At 50.9% G+C, this 20,894-nt stretch carries 18 protein-coding genes; 9 read left to right on the top strand and 9 right to left on the bottom strand.

Annotated elements, in window-relative coordinates; genetic code table 11:
• Positions 1-14: 14 nt before the first annotated feature.
• Complete coding sequence (locus N7E73_RS13305) at positions 15-986, bottom strand: YbgA family protein (protein WP_432735346.1); 972 nt, start codon at positions 984-986, stop codon at positions 15-17.
• A gap of 199 nt (positions 987-1,185) precedes the next feature.
• Here N7E73_RS13305 and N7E73_RS13300 point away from each other — a divergent pair, with 199 nt between their 5' ends.
• The 3 genes from N7E73_RS13300 (at position 1,186) to N7E73_RS13290 (ending at position 5,895) form a co-directional block, all read left to right on the top strand.
• Positions 1,186-4,143, top strand: coding sequence for a PAS domain S-box protein (locus N7E73_RS13300; protein ID WP_432735345.1), 2,958 nt, complete (start codon positions 1,186-1,188; stop codon positions 4,141-4,143).
• Between the two features lie 78 nt (positions 4,144-4,221).
• A complete protein-coding gene (locus tag N7E73_RS13295; protein ID WP_432735343.1) occupies positions 4,222-4,605 on the top strand; it encodes a pancreas/duodenum homeobox protein 1 in 384 nt (127 codons plus the stop codon).
• A 198-nt stretch (positions 4,606-4,803) separates the two neighbouring features.
• Positions 4,804-5,895 carry a tetratricopeptide repeat protein gene (locus N7E73_RS13290; RefSeq protein ID WP_432735342.1) on the top strand — a complete coding sequence of 364 codons (1,092 nt, stop codon included), beginning with the start codon at positions 4,804-4,806 and terminating at the stop codon, positions 5,893-5,895.
• A gap of 10 nt (positions 5,896-5,905) precedes the next feature.
• Here the strand turns inward: N7E73_RS13290 and N7E73_RS13285 are convergent, their stop codons facing one another.
• Entirely contained in the window at positions 5,906-6,400 is a 495-nt protein-coding gene (locus N7E73_RS13285; RefSeq protein WP_432735340.1) for a methylated-DNA--[protein]-cysteine S-methyltransferase, read from the bottom strand.
• A 182-nt stretch (positions 6,401-6,582) separates the two neighbouring features.
• Between N7E73_RS13285 and N7E73_RS13280 the strand changes: the two genes are divergently transcribed.
• On the top strand, positions 6,583-6,885 hold the full coding sequence (locus tag N7E73_RS13280; protein WP_432735338.1) for a putative quinol monooxygenase: 303 nt from the start codon (positions 6,583-6,585) through the stop codon (positions 6,883-6,885).
• A 97-nt stretch (positions 6,886-6,982) separates the two neighbouring features.
• Here the strand turns inward: N7E73_RS13280 and N7E73_RS13275 are convergent, their stop codons facing one another.
• Positions 6,983-8,146 carry a Bcr/CflA family efflux MFS transporter gene (locus N7E73_RS13275; protein ID WP_432735337.1) on the bottom strand — a complete coding sequence of 388 codons (1,164 nt, stop codon included), beginning with the start codon at positions 8,144-8,146 and terminating at the stop codon, positions 6,983-6,985.
• Between the two features lie 331 nt (positions 8,147-8,477).
• On the opposite strand from N7E73_RS13275, the gene N7E73_RS13270 reads away from it, so the two are divergent.
• Genes N7E73_RS13270 through N7E73_RS13255 form a run of 4 tightly spaced genes read left to right on the top strand, consistent with a single transcriptional unit; the run spans position 8,478 to position 14,392 of the window.
• Positions 8,478-9,110: a TetR/AcrR family transcriptional regulator gene (locus N7E73_RS13270; protein ID WP_432735336.1), complete on the top strand. Its 633-nt coding sequence runs from the start codon at positions 8,478-8,480 to the stop codon at positions 9,108-9,110.
• Entirely contained in the window at positions 9,103-10,143 is a 1,041-nt protein-coding gene (locus N7E73_RS13265; RefSeq protein ID WP_432735335.1) for an efflux RND transporter periplasmic adaptor subunit, read from the top strand. Before N7E73_RS13270 ends, N7E73_RS13265 begins: the two co-directional genes overlap by 8 nt.
• A complete protein-coding gene (locus N7E73_RS13260; RefSeq protein WP_432735333.1) occupies positions 10,140-13,268 on the top strand; it encodes an efflux RND transporter permease subunit in 3,129 nt (1,042 codons plus the stop codon). Before N7E73_RS13265 ends, N7E73_RS13260 begins: the two co-directional genes overlap by 4 nt.
• Positions 13,269-13,270: 2 nt before the next feature.
• Positions 13,271-14,392 (top strand): MBL fold metallo-hydrolase, encoded by a 1,122-nt coding sequence (locus N7E73_RS13255; RefSeq protein ID WP_432735332.1) that lies wholly within the window; start codon positions 13,271-13,273, stop codon positions 14,390-14,392.
• 213 nt (positions 14,393-14,605) lie between these two features.
• Here the strand turns inward: N7E73_RS13255 and N7E73_RS13250 are convergent, their stop codons facing one another.
• The 5 genes from N7E73_RS13250 to N7E73_RS13230 form a co-directional block, all read right to left on the bottom strand.
• Positions 14,606-16,399 (bottom strand): ATP-binding protein, encoded by a 1,794-nt coding sequence (locus tag N7E73_RS13250; RefSeq protein WP_432735331.1) that lies wholly within the window; start codon positions 16,397-16,399, stop codon positions 14,606-14,608.
• A gap of 306 nt (positions 16,400-16,705) precedes the next feature.
• Positions 16,706-17,044 (bottom strand): tRNA-binding protein, encoded by a 339-nt coding sequence (locus N7E73_RS13245; RefSeq protein ID WP_432735329.1) that lies wholly within the window; start codon positions 17,042-17,044, stop codon positions 16,706-16,708.
• A gap of 74 nt (positions 17,045-17,118) precedes the next feature.
• Positions 17,119-17,943, bottom strand: coding sequence for a helix-turn-helix domain-containing protein (locus N7E73_RS13240; RefSeq protein WP_432735326.1), 825 nt, complete (start codon positions 17,941-17,943; stop codon positions 17,119-17,121).
• Between the two features lie 33 nt (positions 17,944-17,976).
• Positions 17,977-19,026: a potassium channel family protein gene (locus tag N7E73_RS13235; RefSeq protein WP_432735323.1), complete on the bottom strand. Its 1,050-nt coding sequence runs from the start codon at positions 19,024-19,026 to the stop codon at positions 17,977-17,979.
• Positions 19,027-19,193: 167 nt separating this feature from the next.
• Positions 19,194-19,589, bottom strand: coding sequence for a DUF805 domain-containing protein (locus N7E73_RS13230; protein ID WP_432735321.1), 396 nt, complete (start codon positions 19,587-19,589; stop codon positions 19,194-19,196).
• Between the two features lie 295 nt (positions 19,590-19,884).
• On the opposite strand from N7E73_RS13230, the gene N7E73_RS13225 reads away from it, so the two are divergent.
• Positions 19,885-20,220 (top strand): antibiotic biosynthesis monooxygenase, encoded by a 336-nt coding sequence (locus N7E73_RS13225; protein WP_432735319.1) that lies wholly within the window; start codon positions 19,885-19,887, stop codon positions 20,218-20,220.
• Positions 20,221-20,240: 20 nt separating this feature from the next.
• Here N7E73_RS13225 and N7E73_RS13220 read toward each other — a convergent pair whose 3' ends face one another.
• A complete protein-coding gene (locus N7E73_RS13220) occupies positions 20,241-20,888 on the bottom strand; it encodes a LysE family translocator (protein ID WP_432735317.1) in 648 nt (215 codons plus the stop codon).
• Between the last annotated feature and the right edge of the window lie 6 nt (positions 20,889-20,894).

The raw sequence follows: 20,894 nt of genomic DNA, 5'->3' as shown, positions 1-20,894 counted from the left end.
TCACCCTCAATGGCTCAGACATGGTTTCTCAACATCAATTCCGCCGGGTACGGGTGCAGGTAGAACTGCTCGGCCAGATATTCCTTGCCGTGTCGGCGCACATGGTGATTGAGCAGGGTCACAGGAACTATCAGCGGCACCAGCCCGTTTCTGTACTGCTCGATCAATTCCAGCATTTCCTGCTTTTCATCGGGACTGATGTCCTTTTTGAAATGTCCGAGCGCATGGGTAAGGACGTTGACATGTTTTTTTACGGTCGGCCTGTAGCTCAATGCCCGAAGCAGCATTTCCAGATATTCTGCATAAATCCCGTCATGCCCGGGAGAACCTGCAGCAGCCACGAGCTTTCCCATTTCCCGATATATCTTTTCATTATGGGCCATTATCAGCATTTTGTGCCTGGAATGGAACCTGACCAGAGCTCCCGGAGTCCGCTCCTTCCCGGCCGAATCCTTCCAGCGCTTGAAGGTAAACACTCTGGTAATAAAATTTTCGCGTATGGAATTGTCATGCAGCCGCCCGTCATCTTCAAAGGGTAACTGCGGTAAGTGGTCCATGACCATGCGCGCCCATATCCCTACTCCGGTATACAGGACGCCTCCGTTATGCTGGAAGACCTTCATTCGTCCCATGGCGTTGGACGGCGACCCGTGCTTGAAGATAAATCCGCACAGGTCCTCCTTTTCAAGCAACTCCAGACGTCCACGCCCCCATTCCTGCATACGCTCTGTCCAGTCTTCTCCGGACTTGCGCCCCAGCAGACGCGGGGATTCTACATCCCCCACCAGCCTGACGGCCTCACGGGGCACGCCCATACCGCACTCCAGTTCCGGACATACGGGAACCCACTCCACGTATTCTCCAAGAACATCCCGCAGATAGCGATCCAGTTTGTGCCCGCCATCATAGCGGACCTGATCACCAAGCAGACACCGCGCGATACCCAGCCGTATTTTCCGGCTTCCATCAATATCAGTTCCAAGCATGGCAAAACCTCTTTCTCATTCTGATCTGAACGTATTCAGGTTACACCAAAATTCCCTGAACAACCATAATTCTTTCAATTTTCCAATGTAAACGCCCCCTTTGCCATTTGTACACTTTTTTTTAAATTTACAATGGATAATAAAACCCGGCTGGTTTAGGATAAATCATAATAACATCTAATATCGGACCGGGTTGGCCATGCATGATTCCTTAGAACTGAAACAGGCATTATCCCAGAGCGAAGCAAAATTTCGCATGCTTTTCGACGCCATAGAAGATGCCGTAATCATGTATGAAATCATGCCTGACGGCAGCAGAGGACTGATCAGGGATGTGAACAGGGCAACCTGCCTCAGGCTTGGCTATACCAGAGAGGAAATGCTCGCAATGACCGTCATGGATCTTGACGGACCTAAGTCTATGGCCTGCAGTACTCCTGTAAATTCAAGATATTGCGATGGGGCAGTCCTGTTTGAAACATGCCACCTCGCAAAGAACGGCACCTGCATACCGGTAGAAATCAATGCGAAGAGGCTTGAGTATGATGGGAAGCCCATGGTTCTGGCCATATGCCGAGACATCACAACCCGTAAGCAGACAGAAAAAGATCAGGAAGAATACCGCAGCCTTCTGGAGCACGAAGTTGCTGAACAGACCTCTGCCATAAAAGAAATCAACGCCAACCTCCTGAAGCAGATTGAGGAAAAAGAAGAAGCTGAAGCAAAGGCCTGGAGAGCCGAAAAAAGCCTCCGGGGACTGATTGATGCCAGCAATCAGTCTATTTTCATGATCACGCCTGAAGGGACTATCTTATACGCCAACGAAACCGTTGCTTCGGTACTGAAATCGTCTCCCAAAGCCATGGTCGGGACGAATTTATACGACTATCTTCCTGAAGAACTGGCTAATTCAAGGCGGAAAAATATAAACCGGGCGGTTACATCCGGACAAAGAATACAATACAGGGATAAAAGGGATGGATGTCATATATTCCATACCGTCCACCCGATCAAAGAGGACAACAAAGTCACGAGACTTGCAGTATATGCCGAGAACCTGAGCAATTTCCTGATGAAGGAGCGGGAACTGGAACACTCGCTCCACGTTCGTTCCGTGCTGTACGAAATCATAAGCCATTCCCAGTCTTCGGATGGAATTGAAAGCCTGCTCAAATCCATTCACCAGATAATGATCAAAGAGCTTCAGGCCGAGAATTTCTACGTTGCCCTCATAGACGAGGAACGCAACCAGCTTGTTTTTGAATATTGCATTGACAAGAAAGCATCCAGTTGCCCTACTGTCTTCAACATCAACGATCCTGACAATAAATGTCTGTCCCTGCTGCCTGTACGGGAAAACAGAATCATTCTCCACACAAGGGACGAGCTTGTTGGCATGCAGAAGGAAAACAGGATTGAGATTGACGGGCCGATGCCAGAAGTTTGGCTGGGCGTTCCCATGAAAGTGCGCGGCAAGCCAATCGGCGTTCTCCAGATTCAGGAATACGACAACCCTCGAAATTATTCGGAAGAGGATATCCAACTTTTTGCAGCCTGCTCCGACCAGCTTGCAATAGCAATTGAAAGGAAAAAATACGACTCCGCCATTAAGGAAAGTGAAGCCCAGTTTCGTGCCCTGTTTGAAAACAACCACTCTGTCATGTTCATCATCGACCCCATGACAGGAAATATTCTCGATACGAACCGGGCAGCAGAGAACATGTACGGACTTTCACGCGACGAGCTGCGCAGCATATCCGTACACAGCCTCAACACTCTGGCGCCCGACGAAGTGGATGCGGCAATGCGCCGGGCAAAAGAACGCAACCAGAAAAGCTTCATCTTCAAGCACAAAATATCCAATGGAGCAATCAGAGATGTGGAAGTTTTCTCAGGCCCATTCCAATTCAAGGGGCAGACGAAACTTATCTCCATTGTCCACGACATAACCGACAGACTGCGAAATGAACGGGAACTGTCCAAAGCCAAAGAGGAAGCAGTTGCCGCCAACAAGGCCAAGGATGAATTTCTTGCCAACATCAGTCATGAAATCCGTACCCCGCTGAACGGAGTGATGGGCATGCTGCAGCTCCTGCAGCGCTCATCCATCAATGAGGAGGACAGGAACTGCGTAAACGTGGCATTGCACTCTTCACGCAACCTGCTGCGCATGCTTGATGATATTCTGGACCTTTCCAAAATGGAAGTCGGAACACTGGATCTTATAGAGGGTCCCTTTACGCTGGACTGCCTGAAGGATGAATGCATGAGTCTTTTCGAAATGCAGGCCAGAGAAAAACAACTGAACCTTGACTGTTCCATGAGCCAGCACGCTGAAGGATGGTATATCGGTGACGAGGGGCGTATCAGACAGATTCTTTTCAATATTCTGGGCAATGCCATCAAATTCACGGATTCCGGCTCCGTAAGCCTTGAAATCACAATTTCAGAAGACACCGGGGCTCAAAAGCCGACACTGCATTTCCGGGTGACTGATACCGGAGTAGGAATCCCGGCGGACAAGATTGAGTCGATTTTCGATTCGTTCACCCAGGTCGACGGTTCATTATCGCGCAGGTTCAAAGGAGCAGGTCTTGGCCTGTCCATAGTAAAACGGCTGATCTCCCTCATGGGCGGAACAATCAACGTTGAAAGTTCCCTCGGTATGGGGACAACTGTGAACGTCGCTCTGCCGCTGGAACGAACCGATGAGAAAATCAGCCAGAGGTACACATCCCGAAGAATAATCACACCGCCGCCGCTCAGGATCATGCTGGTCGAGGACGAACGGGTAAACAGGATGATGGCCTGCCGGATACTTGAAAAAATGGGACACCATATCATCTGTGCGGAAAACGGTCAGGACTGCCTGAACCGACTGGGAACGGAACAATTGGACATGATCCTCATGGACATACAAATGCCGGTCATGGACGGCCTTGAAACAACCAGATTGATCAGGAACGATGATGCCTACATGGAATTCAGAAACATCCCGATAATTGCCCTTTCCGCCCATGCACATGACAGGAATCGCAGGACTGCGGAAGACGCAGGCATGGACGGATATATAAGCAAACCCTTTGAGTGGGCATTGCTTGAAAGAACTCTGGGAGAAGTATTTGCTGCCTCCGAAACCGCTAAACTATTGACATAACCTCTGTTTCAAAGGCATTTAATCCTTTCGGCGACAAAAAAAGCCCTTAACTAAAACAGAACGCAGCGGAGTGCATATATGGCCCGGTATACGGACATTTTCAATCAGGAAATGCTTGCGGAACTTTTCCCGGCAGACAGAACTAACGACTTTTTTGAAGCACTGTTCGGTGATGCTGAAGAAGGAAGCTACGATATTTCCCTTGTTTACACCGGAGACAACGGTGACACCGTCAACTTTGAGCTGCAGCTCAAACAAAGACCCGGATGCTGCCTTGCCTGCAACCTTACCTACGGCCTGCCGCAGGTTTTTTCCCGCCACCCCATAATCAACATCAAGGGACTGGCCCAGAAAGTAGGAGAAGCTGTCGGCAGAACTGAAAGCGTAGACTGGCAACTGGGCAGGACACAGGAAAAAAGCAGGGAACTCCATGTTATTCCCCTGCAGGTAACGCTGGGCTGATCAGAATTGCCCATGCGGATTCCCGACTGATCCGGAATAAAAGCATCGGGCCGGCCTTCATTCACTGAAGCCCGGCCTTTTTTCGAGCAAGAACAATTATAATAAAGAATTCAATTCAAATCAGGCGGATTAAGGTTGAATCATAACCTCTGAGCCTGTATTGTTACAGGAGACCATTTGATATTTCAGGAGAGGGGAATGCTTGAAGGTTTAAGATACGGTATTTTTTCCAACAACTCGAAACACGTTTCGAACGACAGGCTGGCTCTGGTCGGGCTTGGCGTTTCGTCTATAAGTGTTTATTCTTCTTGGGAAAAAGCCGTTATAGACCTTCAAACCAATGCAATAGATGTCGCTTTGGTGGACGAAGAGCTGCATGACGCAAACGGATCTGAATGCCTTAAAAGGCTGAAGAGGACCCTATCGCGTTCCCTTCCGGTTATCATGGTCACAACCGATCAGCGCAAGGATTCAGTACTTACTGCCATTTCCGGAGGCTGCGGAGGCTACGTGCTGCGCCCCTACAGCATGGAAACCATGAAAAGGCACCTTTACGCCGCCTACATGAGTGCTACACCGGACGAAATCGAACAGGAACTTCTGAGTGCTTCCTGGGATCTTGTCGCCAACGGAAGCTTTGATGAAGCCATAACCGGCTTTGAAGAAATCGTGGAGGAACTGGTCGAGGCACAGAAGAATCCGGCCGATGAATATTTCGAAAAAGGCCTCAATTATCTTTCGCAGGAAAAATACGGCAAGGCCATCATCTCCTTCAACAAAGCCATCGCCCTCAATGAAATGTACGCTGAGGCTTACAAAGGCATGGCCGATGCCTACAAGGGCAAGGGCGACATGGAGAATTATCAGGAATACCTGACCAAGGCCGCCGATATCTACGCCATTCAGGATAATCTGGACAGTGTAAAGGAACTGTTCATCGAGATCCTTCAGAATGAGCCTGAAGCCGTAAACCCCTTCAACAGGCTTGGCGTCAAGCTCAGAAAGGAAGGGGACTACAGCGGGGCAATCCGAGCCTACCATCAGGCCTGCACCTTCACCCCCAACGATGCCAACCTGTATTACAACATGGCCAGAGCATACACTTATGCCAAAGACTATGAGAGCGCCCTCAACTATACCGAGCTTTCGCTGCGTCTGGATTCGAGTCTTGAACCTGCCCGGGCACTGCACATGCAGATTATGAAGATCATTGAAAAAGAGCAAAGCAAGGTGGACAGCCTCATATCTGAGCCGAAAGATAAAAAAGTGGTTATCGACAACGGCGAGTAGCTGTCAGCGGTCAGTCGCATTCCCCTCTTTCAAGTTCCAGCAACCTGCGCTTGATGGTCAGCCCCAGAGCGAAACCGGTCAATTTACCATCTGCCCCGACCACCCTGTGACAGGGAATTATCAACGGAATCGGATTTCTTGAATTAGCCATGCCAACTGCCCTGAAAGCCTTCGGACTGCCTATGCGCTCCGCGATTTCCTTATAGGAACAGGTTGTCCCGCAGGGAATCTTCTGCAGTTCACCCCAGACCAGTTTCTGGAAATCCGTCCCGGCAGGATTCAACTTCAAATCAAACTCCGTCCGCTCACCGCGCAGGAATTCTTCAACCTGACGCCTTGCATCGACAAAGAAGGCATCATTTCTTACCCAGTCCCCGCCTATTTCAAAAGAACGTTTTTCCTCTCCTGTCATCATATGCAGGAAGGACAGGCCATCCTTGTTACCGGCAATGACAACCTCGCATAGAGGAGTGTCGAAACTTGTGTAGTAAGTGCAATCAGCCATTGGAAATTCTCTCCCTGTACTGCGGTTGGAGTTCAACGGGCAGAAGACAGTTCATACTAAAATATGATTACCCGCCCGGATCAAACCATTACAGCATATATGAGCAGGCGACAATGGCCCCTGATTGTGCCATTATCCGCCTGTAACAAAACTCCCATAAACAACGAACACGGAGAATAAACATGATAATTCTGACTGCTTCCATAACTGCCGCTGAAGGAAAGGACAAAGAACTCGAAGAAGTCCTGCGTGGTCTGGTCAAAGGAACTGCAACCGAAGAAGGCGCACTGGAATACAGGCTGCACCGCGTAAAAGGAAATCCCGTAAAATTCCGCTTCATAGAAAAATTCAAGGATCAGGCAGCATTCGACTTCCATCTGAGCACAGACCACTTCAAGGCTCTCGGAGAAAAAAGCGTCGGCCTGACACAGGGCGAGGCAGAAATGGAAATGCTTGAACTCATCGACTCCATTCCCGAAAAATAAGCCCGTATCTAAGCTGCAACACCGCAAAATAAAAGGCTGTAACTAGCGCACCACAAGTACGCTGTTACAGCCTTTCTTTTCTGCTGAAAATCCTGAACTACTCTGCTGTCACCTGTCGTGCTTTTTTCCGACCGAGGAGCAGCAGCGCAAACAGGGGAACAATACCGCCGAGAATACCCATCTTGCCGATGACCGCTATCTTGGAATGCCAATCCAGCGAGATGACCTCCATGGCCACTGCCCCGAAGATGAAGTAGGTAAAGGTAAGCAGAGCCGATGCGGCGCCGATATCACGGTCAACTGTTTCAAGGATCATGTGGTTGCTGATGGGCCGCGACACCCCGATGGAGAAAGTCATCATGAGCATGGTGATGGCGAACATGATCCTGGTATCTCCGAAAAGGTATATCCCGGTGGCTGAAATTAAAACACCGGCCAGTGACGCTTTGAGAATGGAGATTGAAGAATACCCGACACACAGACGTGAACAGGTGTAGGAACCGGTCATGAACCCGAGTGCGTTGAACCCGAAAAACAGGGCGTACTGTTGCTCGGTCAACCCGAATTCCCTGATGTATATATCAGCCGAACCGGCCAGAAAGCCGAAAAAGCCAATGCTTACAAGTGAAAATGCCAGACAGTAAATGGTAAAATTCATATTGCGGAATATGACCAGATAGCGAGACATGACAGCCCAGCCTCCACCGCTTGTCTTCTCGAATTCCGGCTCTTTGAAAGCAAGGGTTCCGTAAAAGGCTAACGAAGCAAGCACGGCCTGACAGATGAAAATCCATTTCCATGACAGATATTCGATCATCATGCTGCCGAGCATGGGAGCAAGCATCGGGCATAACGGTATGATAACCCCGATGTAGGCCAGCACTTTCTGCCTTTCATTGCCGGTGTAAAGATCCTTGGCCAAAGCCATGGACAGGGCTGAAGCAGAAGCGGCACCAGCAGCCTGAATGATACGGGCTGCGATAAGCAGCCAGATGTTTGTCGCCATTGCACAGAGGATACAGCCCAGCACGTAGACCCCCACCCCTGCTACAAGTACCGGTTTACGGCCGTATTTGTCTGAAAGAGGGCCGTAAATGAGCATGAACGTGCTGAAAAGTATGAAGAACAAAACCAGCGACAGGTTCACCGAGGCAAGGGTTATCCCCCACTCCGCCTGAATGGTAGGCAGGGCCGGAAGATACATGTCAGTGGACAAGGCCGGAAATGCGGCCAGCATAGTAATAAAAAGGAAATTGGGCATGAAAGCACACCTTGATTCAATTCGTCCTAAGCAGGACAGATTTAGGGAGAAGAGTAGAAGCAGGAATTAGTCTGCGAAACCATGAATTACAATACCGCTGGGGCAGGAATAATATTCATAGAGCAAGAGACTCGGCAAGGTCAACAGCTATTCAGCCCCAAACGCCGTCTTAACATTTCTTTACCCTCAAGACCTCCGACAAAAGGTGGGTTCTGCCCCTTATCTCAATATATCATCGATCATTTCAAACGATGTTTAAACTACTGCTTGACCATCAGCCCATCATTCTCATACAAGAATTTAAACATTGTTTAATACGTTTGGAGAGTCAATGAGCGATCAGAACACCAAGAAACGGATTCTTAAAGCAGCCGGGAAGGAATTTTTCACTAAAGGGTTCAAAGCAGCAACAGTGCGGGACATCTGCGCCGAAGCTGATGCAAACGTGGCGGCGGTGAACTACCATTTCGGGGATAAACGCAAACTGTACCTGCAGGTCCTGAACATGTGGATGAATGAGATGATGAGCCATTTGTCCACGCAGGAAGAACAATTCCTGTCACTGTCCCCGAAAGAAAAACTCAGAATATATGTACACAACGAACTGCGTGCCCTGTGCATCTTCGACGATCCCGAAAAAAAACGGAAACGCAAGATAAGGTTGCTGCTGGAAGAATACGTGTCCGAGGACTGCGATCCGGAACTTTTCAAATGCCATGATATTGTGGAGGAAAAAGTACTCTTTCCTCTGGTTCGCGAAATACTGCATCCACTGGAGGACTCCCACATTCTTGAGCAGGCCTGCATGGCCGCAAGCGGGGTGCTGGTTCACCATTTTCTGGCCATCATCCATTATCCCGAAGGGGAAATAGAATCTGAAGACAAGCTGGAATTTCTGACAGATTTTTACACAAATTTCATTCTGGGTTCTTTAAAAGGAATCAAGGACAAATACCATGTTTAAGACAAGACACACAGCAATATTCCTGGGACTGCTCCTCCTGCTCTGCTCCGGCTGCAACTCGGACCCGAAATCGGAAGCCGGAACGGCTCCGGTTGAAAAGGAAGTGCGAGTCAGGACAACTGAAATTACCCCCGTGGTCCTCAAGGACATCCTGACCCTGCCCGGTGCAACGGAACCGGACAAGGATGTCCGGGTTTCATCCGAATCAGCCGGGACTGTAATCTGGCTGGGAGTGAAGGAAGGCGACCGGATCAAGGAAGGCCAGCTCATCGCACGCCTTGACGGAGCATCCAGCGGAGCCAAGTTCGACAAGGCCAAGGCAGCCCGCAAACTCGCGGCCGAACAGCTTCGCCGCCGCCATGAACTGCTCAGCAAGGGAGTGCTGGCTCAGGAGGAGTACGACCAGATCAAGGCCGAACTGGAACAGAGCGAAGCCTCGCTCAAGGAAATGCAGGTCAATGTTGAGTACGGTATCGTGCGCGCGCCCATATCCGGCATTGTAAACAAGCGTCATATAGATTTCGGGGAAAGGCTCAACGTCGGCGACAGGGTTGTGGATATTGTCGAGCCTTCCGTAATCCGGACAATTGTCAACGTACCGGAAATGGACATCCCCTACATCCGTAAAGGCCAGAAAGTCACCGTCACCGTGGACGCCCTGCCCGGCAGGACTTGGGAAGGCACCATCGACTTCATATCCTTCAAGGCGGACCCGTTTTCAAAGACCTTCGAGACCCGCATCCTTACCGACAACTCCGGGGGTGAAATCCGTGCCGGAATGCTGGCCCGCGTTTCCCTGCTGCGCCGCACTGTAAACGATGCAATCACCACCCCGCTCTACGCCATCATCAATCAGGGCGGCGAACGCATCATCTATGTAGAGGAAAACGGCGTGGCCCGTGTGCGCACCATTGAACTGGGAGTCATAGAGGGAGACCGGGCACAGGTTCTGAAGGGACTCAAGGCCGGGGACAAACTTATCGTAGCCGGACACACCATGGTTGAGGACGGCATGAAGGTGGTAAGTCAATGATCATCAACAAAGCTGCGCTGAACCGGCAGTCAACAGTGATGGTTCTGCTGGTGTTCATCATCATTGCCGGGATTTCAAGCTATTCATCACTCCCCCGCGAGAGCGACCCGGACATCACCATCCCCTATATTTTCGTCCAGACCAACTTCGAGGGAGTTGCCCCGGAAGACATGGAAACCCTTGTAACCATGCCCATCGAGCGCAAGCTCAAAGGACTATCAGGAACCAAGGAAATTTCCTCCATTTCCGATGACGGAGTCTCAATCATCAAGGTTGAGTTCAACCCGGATGTGGACATTGACGATGCCCTGCAGAAAGTGCGCGACAAGGTAGATCAGGCCAAGCCGGACCTTCCGGCGGACCTGCCCGACGACCCCGTCATCAACGAGGTTAACCTGTCCGAACAGCCAATCCTGAACGTGGTCCTTTCCGGACCGTTTTCCCTCAAAAGGCTGAAGGTCTTTGCCGAGCAGCTTGAAGACAGGATCGAATCCGTGCAGGGCGTGCTCGACGCCAAGATCATCGGCGGACTGGAACGCGAAATCCACGTTGAATTCGACATGGACCGGGTGACATTCTACAATATCCCCATGTCCTCGCTGCTCAACGCGGTGAAGAATGCCAATGTCAACACTCCCGGCGGATCGGTCGAGATCGGCAAATCCAAATATCTGGTCCGCGTGCCGGAAGATTTCAAACATCCTGACGAAATAGACAAGATCGTCGTCTACGAGCAGGATGGACGCCCGATCTACCTGCGCGACATCGCCACCATTCGCGACCACTACAAGGACCCCACCTCCAAGAGCCGCTTCAACGGCATCCAGAGCGTGACCATCGAGGTCAAGAAACGGGCAGGCGAAAACATCATCAGGATCATCGATACGGTAAAGGATATTCTGAAGGAAGAGCAGGAAGTGCTTCCACCCACCCTGCAGATCAACCTTACCGCCGACCAGTCCGATGAAATCAGGATGATGGTCGCCGACCTGCAGAACAACATCATCACCGGCCTGCTGCTGGTGCTGATAGTGGTCTTTGCCTTTATCGGCGGACGCTCGGCCCTGTTCGTATCGCTGGCCATCCCCCTGTCCATGCTCATAACCTTCAGTGTGCTGGAAATATTCTCCTACACCCTGAACATGGTCATACTCTTCTCCCTGATCCTTAGTCTGGGTATGCTTGTGGACAACGGTATCGTCGTGGTCGAGAACATCTACCGCCACATGGACATGGGCAAGTCGAGGTTTCAGGCCGCCATGGACGCCACCGACGAGGTTGCCTGGCCGGTCATCGCCTCCACGCTGACCACCGTGGGCGCGTTCTTCCCCATGGTCTTCTGGCCCGGTATCATGGGTGAATTCATGAGCTACCTGCCGATCACCGTCATCATCGCACTCAGCGCATCGCTGTTTGTGGCGCTGGTCATCAACCCTGTACTTTCAGCCAAATTTCAGGACATCCCCCGGCTGGATGCGGACACAAACCCCGGACTCATCGACCGCATGATGAAAGGCCTGCTCGGCATATACCGCCCGGTGTTGGAATGGTCCCTGAACCACCGCTTTATCGTGCTGCTGTTCTCATTCCTGTTCCTCATCGGCTCGACCGTGGCCTTCGGCATGTTCGGTAAAGGGGTGGAGTTCCTGCCCAGGACCGAACCCAAGAGAGCGGACGTAAAGATCAAGGCTCCGGTGGGAACCAACCTTGAGGCTTCGGATCAGTTCGTCAGGGAGGTGGAAAAAGTCGCCTCCGAATACCCGGACATTGAGTTCATCATCGCCAACACCGGTGAATCCGGACAGTCGGATGAAATCGGAACCCACTACAGTCTTGTCAAACTTGACTTTCTGGACATCCATGACCGCTCCCGCCCCTCTTCTGAAATCACCGACGAGATCAGGGATCGCCTGCAGCACGCCATTCGCGGAGCTGAAGTGCGCGCGGAACCCGAAAAAATGGGCCCACCCACCGGCAGCGCCGTCAATCTGGAAATAAGCGGACGCAATCTCTACCAGCTCGGGCAGATCGTGACCCAGTTCAAGCGGGCCATGAAAGACATCCCCGGACTGGTTGACCTGAAGGACAACTACATTGCCGCAAAACCCGAGATAAGGGTGGACGTGGACAAGGAAAAGGCCGCGCTGCTGGGCCTTGATGCCTTCACCATCGCACAGGCGGTAAAGACGGCCATCAACGGGTTCAAGGTCGGGGTTTACCGGGAAGGCAAGGACGAATACGACATCGTCGCCAAGCTGCCAAAGATAAATCGCAGTTCCCTTGACGACATCAAGCGTATCACCGTCTCCGGTCCCAAGGGCGAGCCTGTGCCCATAACCAGCCTTGCCAAGGTAAGCATGGGCGGCGGACTCGGCGGCATCAACCGCATTGATCAGCGCAGGGTGGTAACTATTTCCGCGGACGTTTCCGGCCGTCTTGCCGAAGAAGTCATCGCGGACATTGAACAAAACGTCTCCGGAATCGAACTTCCCCGCGGTTATGCATACAAATTCACCGGTGAACAGGAAGAACAGCGCAAGGCTTCAGAGTTCCTGACAAAAGCCTTTGTAGGCGCACTGTTCCTGATCTTCATCGTGCTGGTGACCCAGTTCAACTCGGTAACCACCCCGTTCATCATCCTGACCGCGGTAATTCTGTCGCTCGGCGGGGTAATGGTGGGGCTGCTGGTAACCGGCACGGCCTTCGGGGTCATCATGACCGGGGTCGGCGTACTCAGCCTTGCCGGGGTTGTGGTCAACAACGCAATCGTGCTGATCGACTACTTCGAGCAGTTGAAGGATCGGGGCATGGCCGCCGGAGATGCTCTCATTGAAGCCGGGATGACCCGTTTCAGGCCGGTTCTGCTAACCGCCATCACCACCGTACTGGGACTTATCCCCATGGCTACGGGCGTGAGTTTCGACTTCATCAACATGCGACTTGATACCGGAAGCGAAACATCCCAGTGGTGGGGCCCAATGGCTGTAGCGGTAATCTTCGGACTGGGCATAGCCACCGTGCTTACCCTTGTGGTCGTTCCCACGCTCTGCTCCCTGCAGGAAAGCTGGAAGGCGCGTGCAGCACGGCGCAAGGCAGCCAAACAATTAACAGAAACAACGGCATAAAAATGAAAAAGGTGGCACTTATTATTCTGGGCATGTCATGCCTTGCCGTTTTTATTATAGCAATGGAGGCCTACCCCCAGATGGGCAGGTCGCTGTTTGCAAAGGAAAGCATCATGTACAGGACATCAGCAAACTACGATAACGGTACTTTCACCAACAAACTGCCGGTAAACATGACTATGGACGGCTTCACATTTTCCAAGGCCATGAACTTCTTCTTTGACCTCAGCCGCAAGCCTAAGGAAAAGCTGCCCTATTTTCACCTGACCCGGCAGTCCTTCTCTGAGAACCCCGGAAACCTGCAGGTTGTCTGGCTGGGCCACTCATCCATGATCCTGGATATAGACGGAGTCAGACTGCTCATCGACCCGGTATTCGGCAACGCCTCTCCGGTCCCGTTCACGGTAAACCGCTTCCAGCCTTCTCCAATTGCCAGAAAGGATCTTCCGGATGTGGATGCCGTGGTCATTTCCCACGACCACTACGATCACCTTGAAATGGATACGGTAAAATACCTTGCCACGAGGGTTCGTCACTTTGTCGTACCGCTGGGTCTTGGTTCATACCTGCGTAAATGGGGCTGTACCCCGGAACAGATTGTAGAACTGGACTGGTGGCAGTCCATGAACATCCGTGACGTAGAGATTGTAGCCACTCCATCGCGACACTTCTCCGGACGCGGGCTTGGGGACAGATTCAAAACCCAGTGGGCTTCATTTGTATTCAATGGAAACAGGCACCGGGCATACTACTCCGGCGACGGAGGCTATGACGGAAGATTCAGTGAAATCGGCGAAAAATTCGGACCATTCGACCTGACCATGATCGAAAGCGGTGCCTGGGACAAATCATGGGAGGATGTGCACCTGCTGCCCGCCCAGTCCGTTGAAGCCCACATTCAGCTCAAGGGCCGTTACATGCTCCCGGTTCACTGGGCTGCCTACGACCTCGCGTTCCACAGTTGGGATGAGCCCATCCGCATGGTTTCCGGTCTTGCTGAAGAAAAAGGAGTCCGGCTGCTCACCCCGCAGATGGGAGAAGTATGCATACCCGGATCAACCACACATTACGCATGGTGGGAAGCAGAAGAAGTCCAGAGGCTGGCCGTCAGCAGACAGGAATAATTATACTCCTTCCGGCTGTACCTTGCATGACCATGCGGGACACATTCCGTAAGTCACCTTATCTTCGTACAACAGGGATTTGTTCAGCCCCGACATCGTGCTTAGCTGATTAAACGCGGCGCCTGAAACATCGGGCAGGATCATTGCATCCTGCCTGATGTTTTTTTGCAACAACTGCTCTTTACTTCAGATATTTTTCAGCCCTGCTGGGACTTATAAAGTAAACGGAAGGGTAAGAACAAAAATGGCTCCCCTGCCGGAAAAACTCTCGGCAACAATGCTGCCCTTGTGATCGTTCATTATCCGCAGGGCCACAGCAAGACCCTGCCCTGTTCCGGCGCCGGGCTTCTTGGTGGTGAAGAAGGGCTCAAAAATCTTATCCATATTTTCTGGTGCGATACCGATTCCGTTGTCGGATATTACGATACGCACCTCCCCGCCAAGCCTTCCGGAGGCAATTCTGATTGTCCCCTTACCCTGCATGCCGCTTTCCTGCACCCTTGCCCGGATGGCATCCACTGCATTCATAATGATCGTTATCAACACCTGATTTATATCGCGAGCAATACAGCTGAGCTCTGGCAGATCCGGGGAAAGCTCAAGATCCATTTCCGCCACACCTTCCCAGGAGCTCCGGGTTATCTCCGCACACTGACGAACAAGGGCATTAAGATTTTCCGGTTCCGGACTGACCGGCCCAGTCCCTGCCAGCTCCCGGATAGAAGAGGTAATATCTGCAATACGCATCAGGCTGCTGTCATTCTCATCCAGAATGGCCGGAACCTCGCAAAGAATCCTGCTCAGATCCCGCTCCTTGTAGCGAAGGTCAACATCGGTCTCACCAGCCGCAGGCTCATGCCCCTGCTTGCAGTTCTTCATGAAATCACTGAAACCCTCGAATGCCCGGCGCAGATATGCGGAATTCACCTCCAGATACTTCAACGGAGCACCTATTTCGTAGGCAACACCGCCAGCCAGCATGCCCACGGAACTGAGCCGCTGCTGACGGAGCATCTCCTGTTCCATTTTCTTCAAACGGGAAATATCGGTGGTAACGGCCAGAAGTCCGGTTGTTTCACAAGAGTTCCCCCTGAGGACACGCGGTGAAAACAGAACTACAACTTCGCTGCCATTTTTCTTCAAAAGGGAAAGTTCAAAAGAATCAAGATTACCGTCGGTTATCCCTTCAACTCTGATGGAATAACCGCTGCTGTCTTCCATCAGGGACTGGAACAGAACTCCCCGGAGATCATCCGGTCCATAGCCCAGCATGCTCGCAAATGGGGGATTGCAGAACACAATCGAACTGTTGCAGTCCAGATAAACTATACCTTCCCCCATGGTCTCCACCAGAGTCCGGTACTTCTTTTCGTTAACCCTGGCCCGGACCTCGGCTTTCTTTATTCCTGCGACACTGTATATCATCAGGCAGCCCAGCGCCCAGGCCACAAGGGTTACGGCGATGAATATTCCACGTCCGCCTTCATTGGCCTCAATGACGGGGTCAAGAGGAACGGATACACTTATACCGCCCCGAATGTCTCCAAGCTTGTACCCCTGCCGGGCATGACACTTTAGACAGCCCTGCTCGGTTACAAGGGAGATCATCATGCGCAGATATTTCCTGCCGTCGATAATCTGGACACCGCTGGCTTCAGGCTCCTTGTCCTTCTCCAGCCTGCGCAGCACACTTTCTTCCCACGCGTCCGCCCTGTTTTCCGGACGGATGGGGTTCAGGCTGGTGATATGCCCGGATATACCTGAAACAGTCTCACCAAGTTCATGGACCTGTCTGGTCATGTATGCCGGGTTTACGCGCACAAGCCTGCCACCGTCAGCTGAGGCTATTTCGCGGTCCTGCTCATCCAGATATGGATTTGGGGCAATATTCTTTCCTGCAGGGACAAAAACGCCCCCGTGCATGGTATTCCAGCGGCGGTAAATGATATCTTTCTCGATGGAGGTTCGGGCCTGAACTTTAGCGGTCTCAATGATATGCAGATTCAATTGCTGAAGACAGACATAAAGGAATAAGCCGACGGCAAATGTCCAGACAGCAAATACTGTCCAGAAGCAAATCTTGTATCGACCGACTTCCCCATGAATACTGAATAATGTATTTTCCTGCCTGCACAGCATCGGCTACCGTTCCCCACCCTGCAAGACACGTTGATTGGTTTATTGGCAATACAACTTTAACCGATCAGAATAATATATGTCCAACAGAATCGTAAGATTCCATTCACTTATTTCCGATCAGCTGTTTTGCAGGGAATTGGAATCAGTCAATGCAGCCGTTCTGTATAAAGCTGGTCAGCAGAGCTTTGAACCGAGCGGCACATCCATATCAGGTACGCAGAGTATCACTCCACCGTTTTCATCATAGAAACCGGTGGTAAGACATTCGGACATGAGTGGACCTATCTGTTTTTTCGGGAAATTGACGACTGCTGCAACCATCCTTCCTGCAAGCTCTTCCGGTGTATAGCGGTCGGTTATGCGGGCACTGGATTTCAGCACGCCGATTTCAGGACCGAAATCGATTCTGAGAATATAGGCGGGTATACGGGCCTCGGCAAAAATTTCGGCGCTGAGGATTCGTCCGGCGCGCAGTTCAATCTTTTCAAAATCATTCCAGCTGATTGTTTCCATAGATTTCTCCTTTTATTTGAAAGCCCAACCTACTTGAAACAGCTACGCCTGTTCTTGAACAGAATTGACATTCGTCAGCTGGTTGCACACCGGTGCTTCTGATACTGGCGCGGAGTCAGTCCGTAACGGACTTTGAAAAGTCTGGTCAGGTGACTCTGGTCTGAAAAGCCGCACAGCAGTGCCGTTTCTGCAATGCTCTTTCCTTCAGCCAGAGAGGAACGTGCCTTTTCAAGGCGAAGCTGCACCAGAAAGGAATGTGGAGGAAGTCCCCGATATCTGCTGAAGATGCGTATCAGGTGAAATTCGGTACACCCTGCCAGTTCCGCAAGCTCGGCAAGGAAAACATTGCGGTCCAGATTGGCGTGGAGATAGTCGACCAGCATGGCAATTCTGCGGTCTTCTCCCACTTCCTGTCTGCGGCTATGCTCCAGACTTTTATCATACAGACGGGCGAATATTAAAATGAGTCCGGTTTCAACACTCAGTCTGTCAGTCTGCGTGAGCAGGCGGTCATGCAGGGAAGCAAGCTCCAGCCACAGCCTGCGGTCCTCTACAGTACGGTTGCGGAAACAGGGAGCCCTGTTTCGTCCCGGCTCAATCTTATTTTCAAGCATGTTCACAAAACCGGTGGAAAGATAAAAACTGCGCAGATGCCTGCGTGCGGACGGGAACGGAGTATTGGAATGAATCGTTTCCGGCTCGATAATGCTTATTGAGCCGGGCTGAAGGATATCGGAGCTGCCTTTCAGCCGGTAATTTTCGCCTGACTCGGAATTGAGCCAGAGCACGTACCCGTCATGCAGATGGTTGCCGAAGGGGCGTGAATTGTTGCAGGAAAGGACTTCAAGTCCTTCCATGGGAGAAAAATAAATTATGGCTGGACTTTTGTCTGAAGGCATATAGCTGTTCTCAGGTCATGACAGTTGAAAATACTACGCATAATAAAGACCTTCGGAACATCCGAAAAGTTTGTTGAGTTCAACCGCCGACTCTCCGGAAGTGAGCACTATAAGATAATCACCGGAACGGACCTCGAATGTAGCCGAAGGGAGCTTGTTGAGAACCTGCTCAACACCCTCCGCCCTGCTGACTCCTATAGGCAGCACATTGAATCTGTTGCGAAGCTCGTCAAAAATATCCCCGTAGCTGACCCCGGAAAACCTGCTGCCCTCGCGCACGTAGTACTGCTGAATATCGTAATCATTCTTCCCGGTCGCCGAAGAAAGGATATCTTCATTAAAACGGGCGACACTGGGCTCGAAAATATAACTTGCTACTATCTTAGATGAAATGTCGTTGCGGCAGATGGTGAAGCTTACCCCGGCACTGGTGAAGGTTTCCTTGAGTTCGGAATTATCAATGGTGACCACGCAGGAAAGATGCGGGTAGTATTTCTTGGCATTGAGAACAAAAACCAGATTTCTGGTGTCGTCCCCGAGGTTAGGCATGAGTGAGACCGCTTTTGCGGCATTGGCCTTTGCAAGGCAGTCCCGGCAGTTCATGTCCGAATAAATGACGAAAACCTGATCGCGCCTGAAGGTCTCATAGATGAAATCTATATGATCCTTGTTGTCCGTTGCGATACAGACTTTTTTACCGGCATGAACCAGCTGAGTGACAACATCCCCGGAAAATTCGTTCCAGCCCGCAATAATTACGTGATTGGTAAAATTCGTTCCGTCAAAACCCATTTTTTTTCTCTCCGCCAGGACCTGAATGTGATCAGTAAGTTTACCAATGAAATATCCGAGTATTCCGATACTGCCCAGTACCATGGTCATGGAAATAAGCTTTCCGGCCTTGGATGTGGGGTAATAATCTCCGTATCCCACAGTCGTAAGCGTGACTAGCGAATACCAGAACGCATCAAATACGGTCTTGATATTTGAATTCTCGCATGAGGATTCAAAGTAGTAGATCAGCAGGATAATGCCCGTATAAAGGGTCAACCCTGCCAGCAGGCAAAGGATATTTCTTTTCATAATTGGTGGATAACTGTTTGGAATAATTGCGTCAATATCAAATAACTCCATTAATCCTAACAGGTTCCATCCACCGTTGCCAACAAAAGCTTTCATGCGGCAACGCGAATGAAAAAGGCCTGGAGAAATCTCCCCAAGCCTTTGTTTTAATTCTGTATCGAAAAGAGCTAAGCCCGCTGCCTTCCCGGAAGCCTCTGAAACAGCGCCACGATATTCAGAAACCGGTCAGACTTTTTTGCGTTTTCGTTCCTGAGACAGACAACAAACAGGTAAAGCAGTCCAACCACCGGGACTAGAGCGGTAAATACAAGCCTGCGGTCCATGCCAAGGGCATTCAGGCGCCGCACTATAACTGCCGCACAGCTCAACAGGGATCCAACTATAAACAGCCCGCTGACGGTATTGATAACCTTGTGCGCAAAGGGATGCTCTACCGAATAGCCCAGAAATGCCAGTACACAGATGATCGCGATATGGATCAGCATGAAATGCACGAATTCACCGCGACTTGACGAACTGTGGAAGTCATTGAACTTTTTCCATATTTCAAAATAGTATTTCATACCTTACTCCTGCCGGGAAGGCTCAATAAAAGGGCCTCTGCCCTGCCGGTTGTTGATTATCAGAACTGCCGCTCATGGCGGCTGATGGGAATTTGCCTTGTTTGCGTTCGTCAACTTTTTCGGTTCTATTTCCGCTTGTGTCAAGAATTTTCACTTTTTTCACATACGGCGCATTTCGCCCCGGAGCGTTGAAATATAGACATTTATAGTTATGCAAAGAGATATCAGAGCCTAGCTAAATTATGGCATATCTAGTAAGCTGATACTTACGACAACCTCAACCAATGGAGTTTTCATGTGGATTCGTGAATGGAAATGCCTGTGTCCGGAAGATAAGCTGAACGCCTTTCTTGAATACCTCAACAAAACCGGCGTGGACGATACTCAGTCCTTAGATGGCTGCAGCGGATACAGCGTCATGACCAGAGAAACGGAAGTCATGACCAGAGACACCGACACAATGATAGAAATAACCCTCCACACTTACTGGAGGTCGAAAGAGCAGATAAAAAATTATGCTGGCGAAAACATGCACAAGGCGGTTTTATATCCTGAGGACGAACTCTACGAAATCATTCCAGACGAGACTGTAAAAATATACCGGGTCACTTCTTCAAGCTGTCTGCTCTGAGCATTTTCCATGAACCGGCATCAACCTGAAACGAATATGGCCCCGCCCAGCAGAAAGAGAATTACCCCGGTCACTCTGTTGAGCACAACAGCATACCTGCTGTAGATACGCTGCATAAAGGCCGTATTCAGGAAGATCACAAAGATTCCCCAGCCGACCAGAGCTTCAAGGACTATGACCGTGCCATAAATGATCTTTTCATGCAGCCCGGCGTCAGGGCCGACAAATTGCATGAATACGCTTAGAATGAAGAGTGTAACCTTGGGATTAAGAAGGTTGCAGAACAATCCGTCCCGGAAGCCCTGCATAAAGGATGTGCTCTCGGGCAGACCGTCCCTGCCGGAATCAAGGTCAACCGCGCCAGTATCGGAAAAGCAGCGGTAGCCGATGTAAAGCAGGTATAACGCCCCGGCATAGCGCAACACATTGAAAAGCACATGGTTGCTCTTAAGCAGCAAGGCCAATCCTAGAACAGACAGGCTTACATGAAAAGTCAGTCCGAGGCAGACCCCCAGCACACACCCGAAAGCGCCCCGCGAACCTGACAGGCCGGGAAATCCGCCTGCAGAGCGACTGCCGGCGTGATGGATCAGAAGCATCATATCAGGCCCCGGACTCATGCGGGCCATAAAACAAACAGTCAGCAGCGTAAGAACAGATTCAATCATATCCTT

It is taken from the genome of Maridesulfovibrio sp. FT414, assembly GCF_050916235.1.
Lineage (GTDB): Bacteria > Desulfobacterota > Desulfovibrionia > Desulfovibrionales > Desulfovibrionaceae > Maridesulfovibrio.
This window is presented reverse-complemented; position numbering and strand designations above follow the sequence as displayed.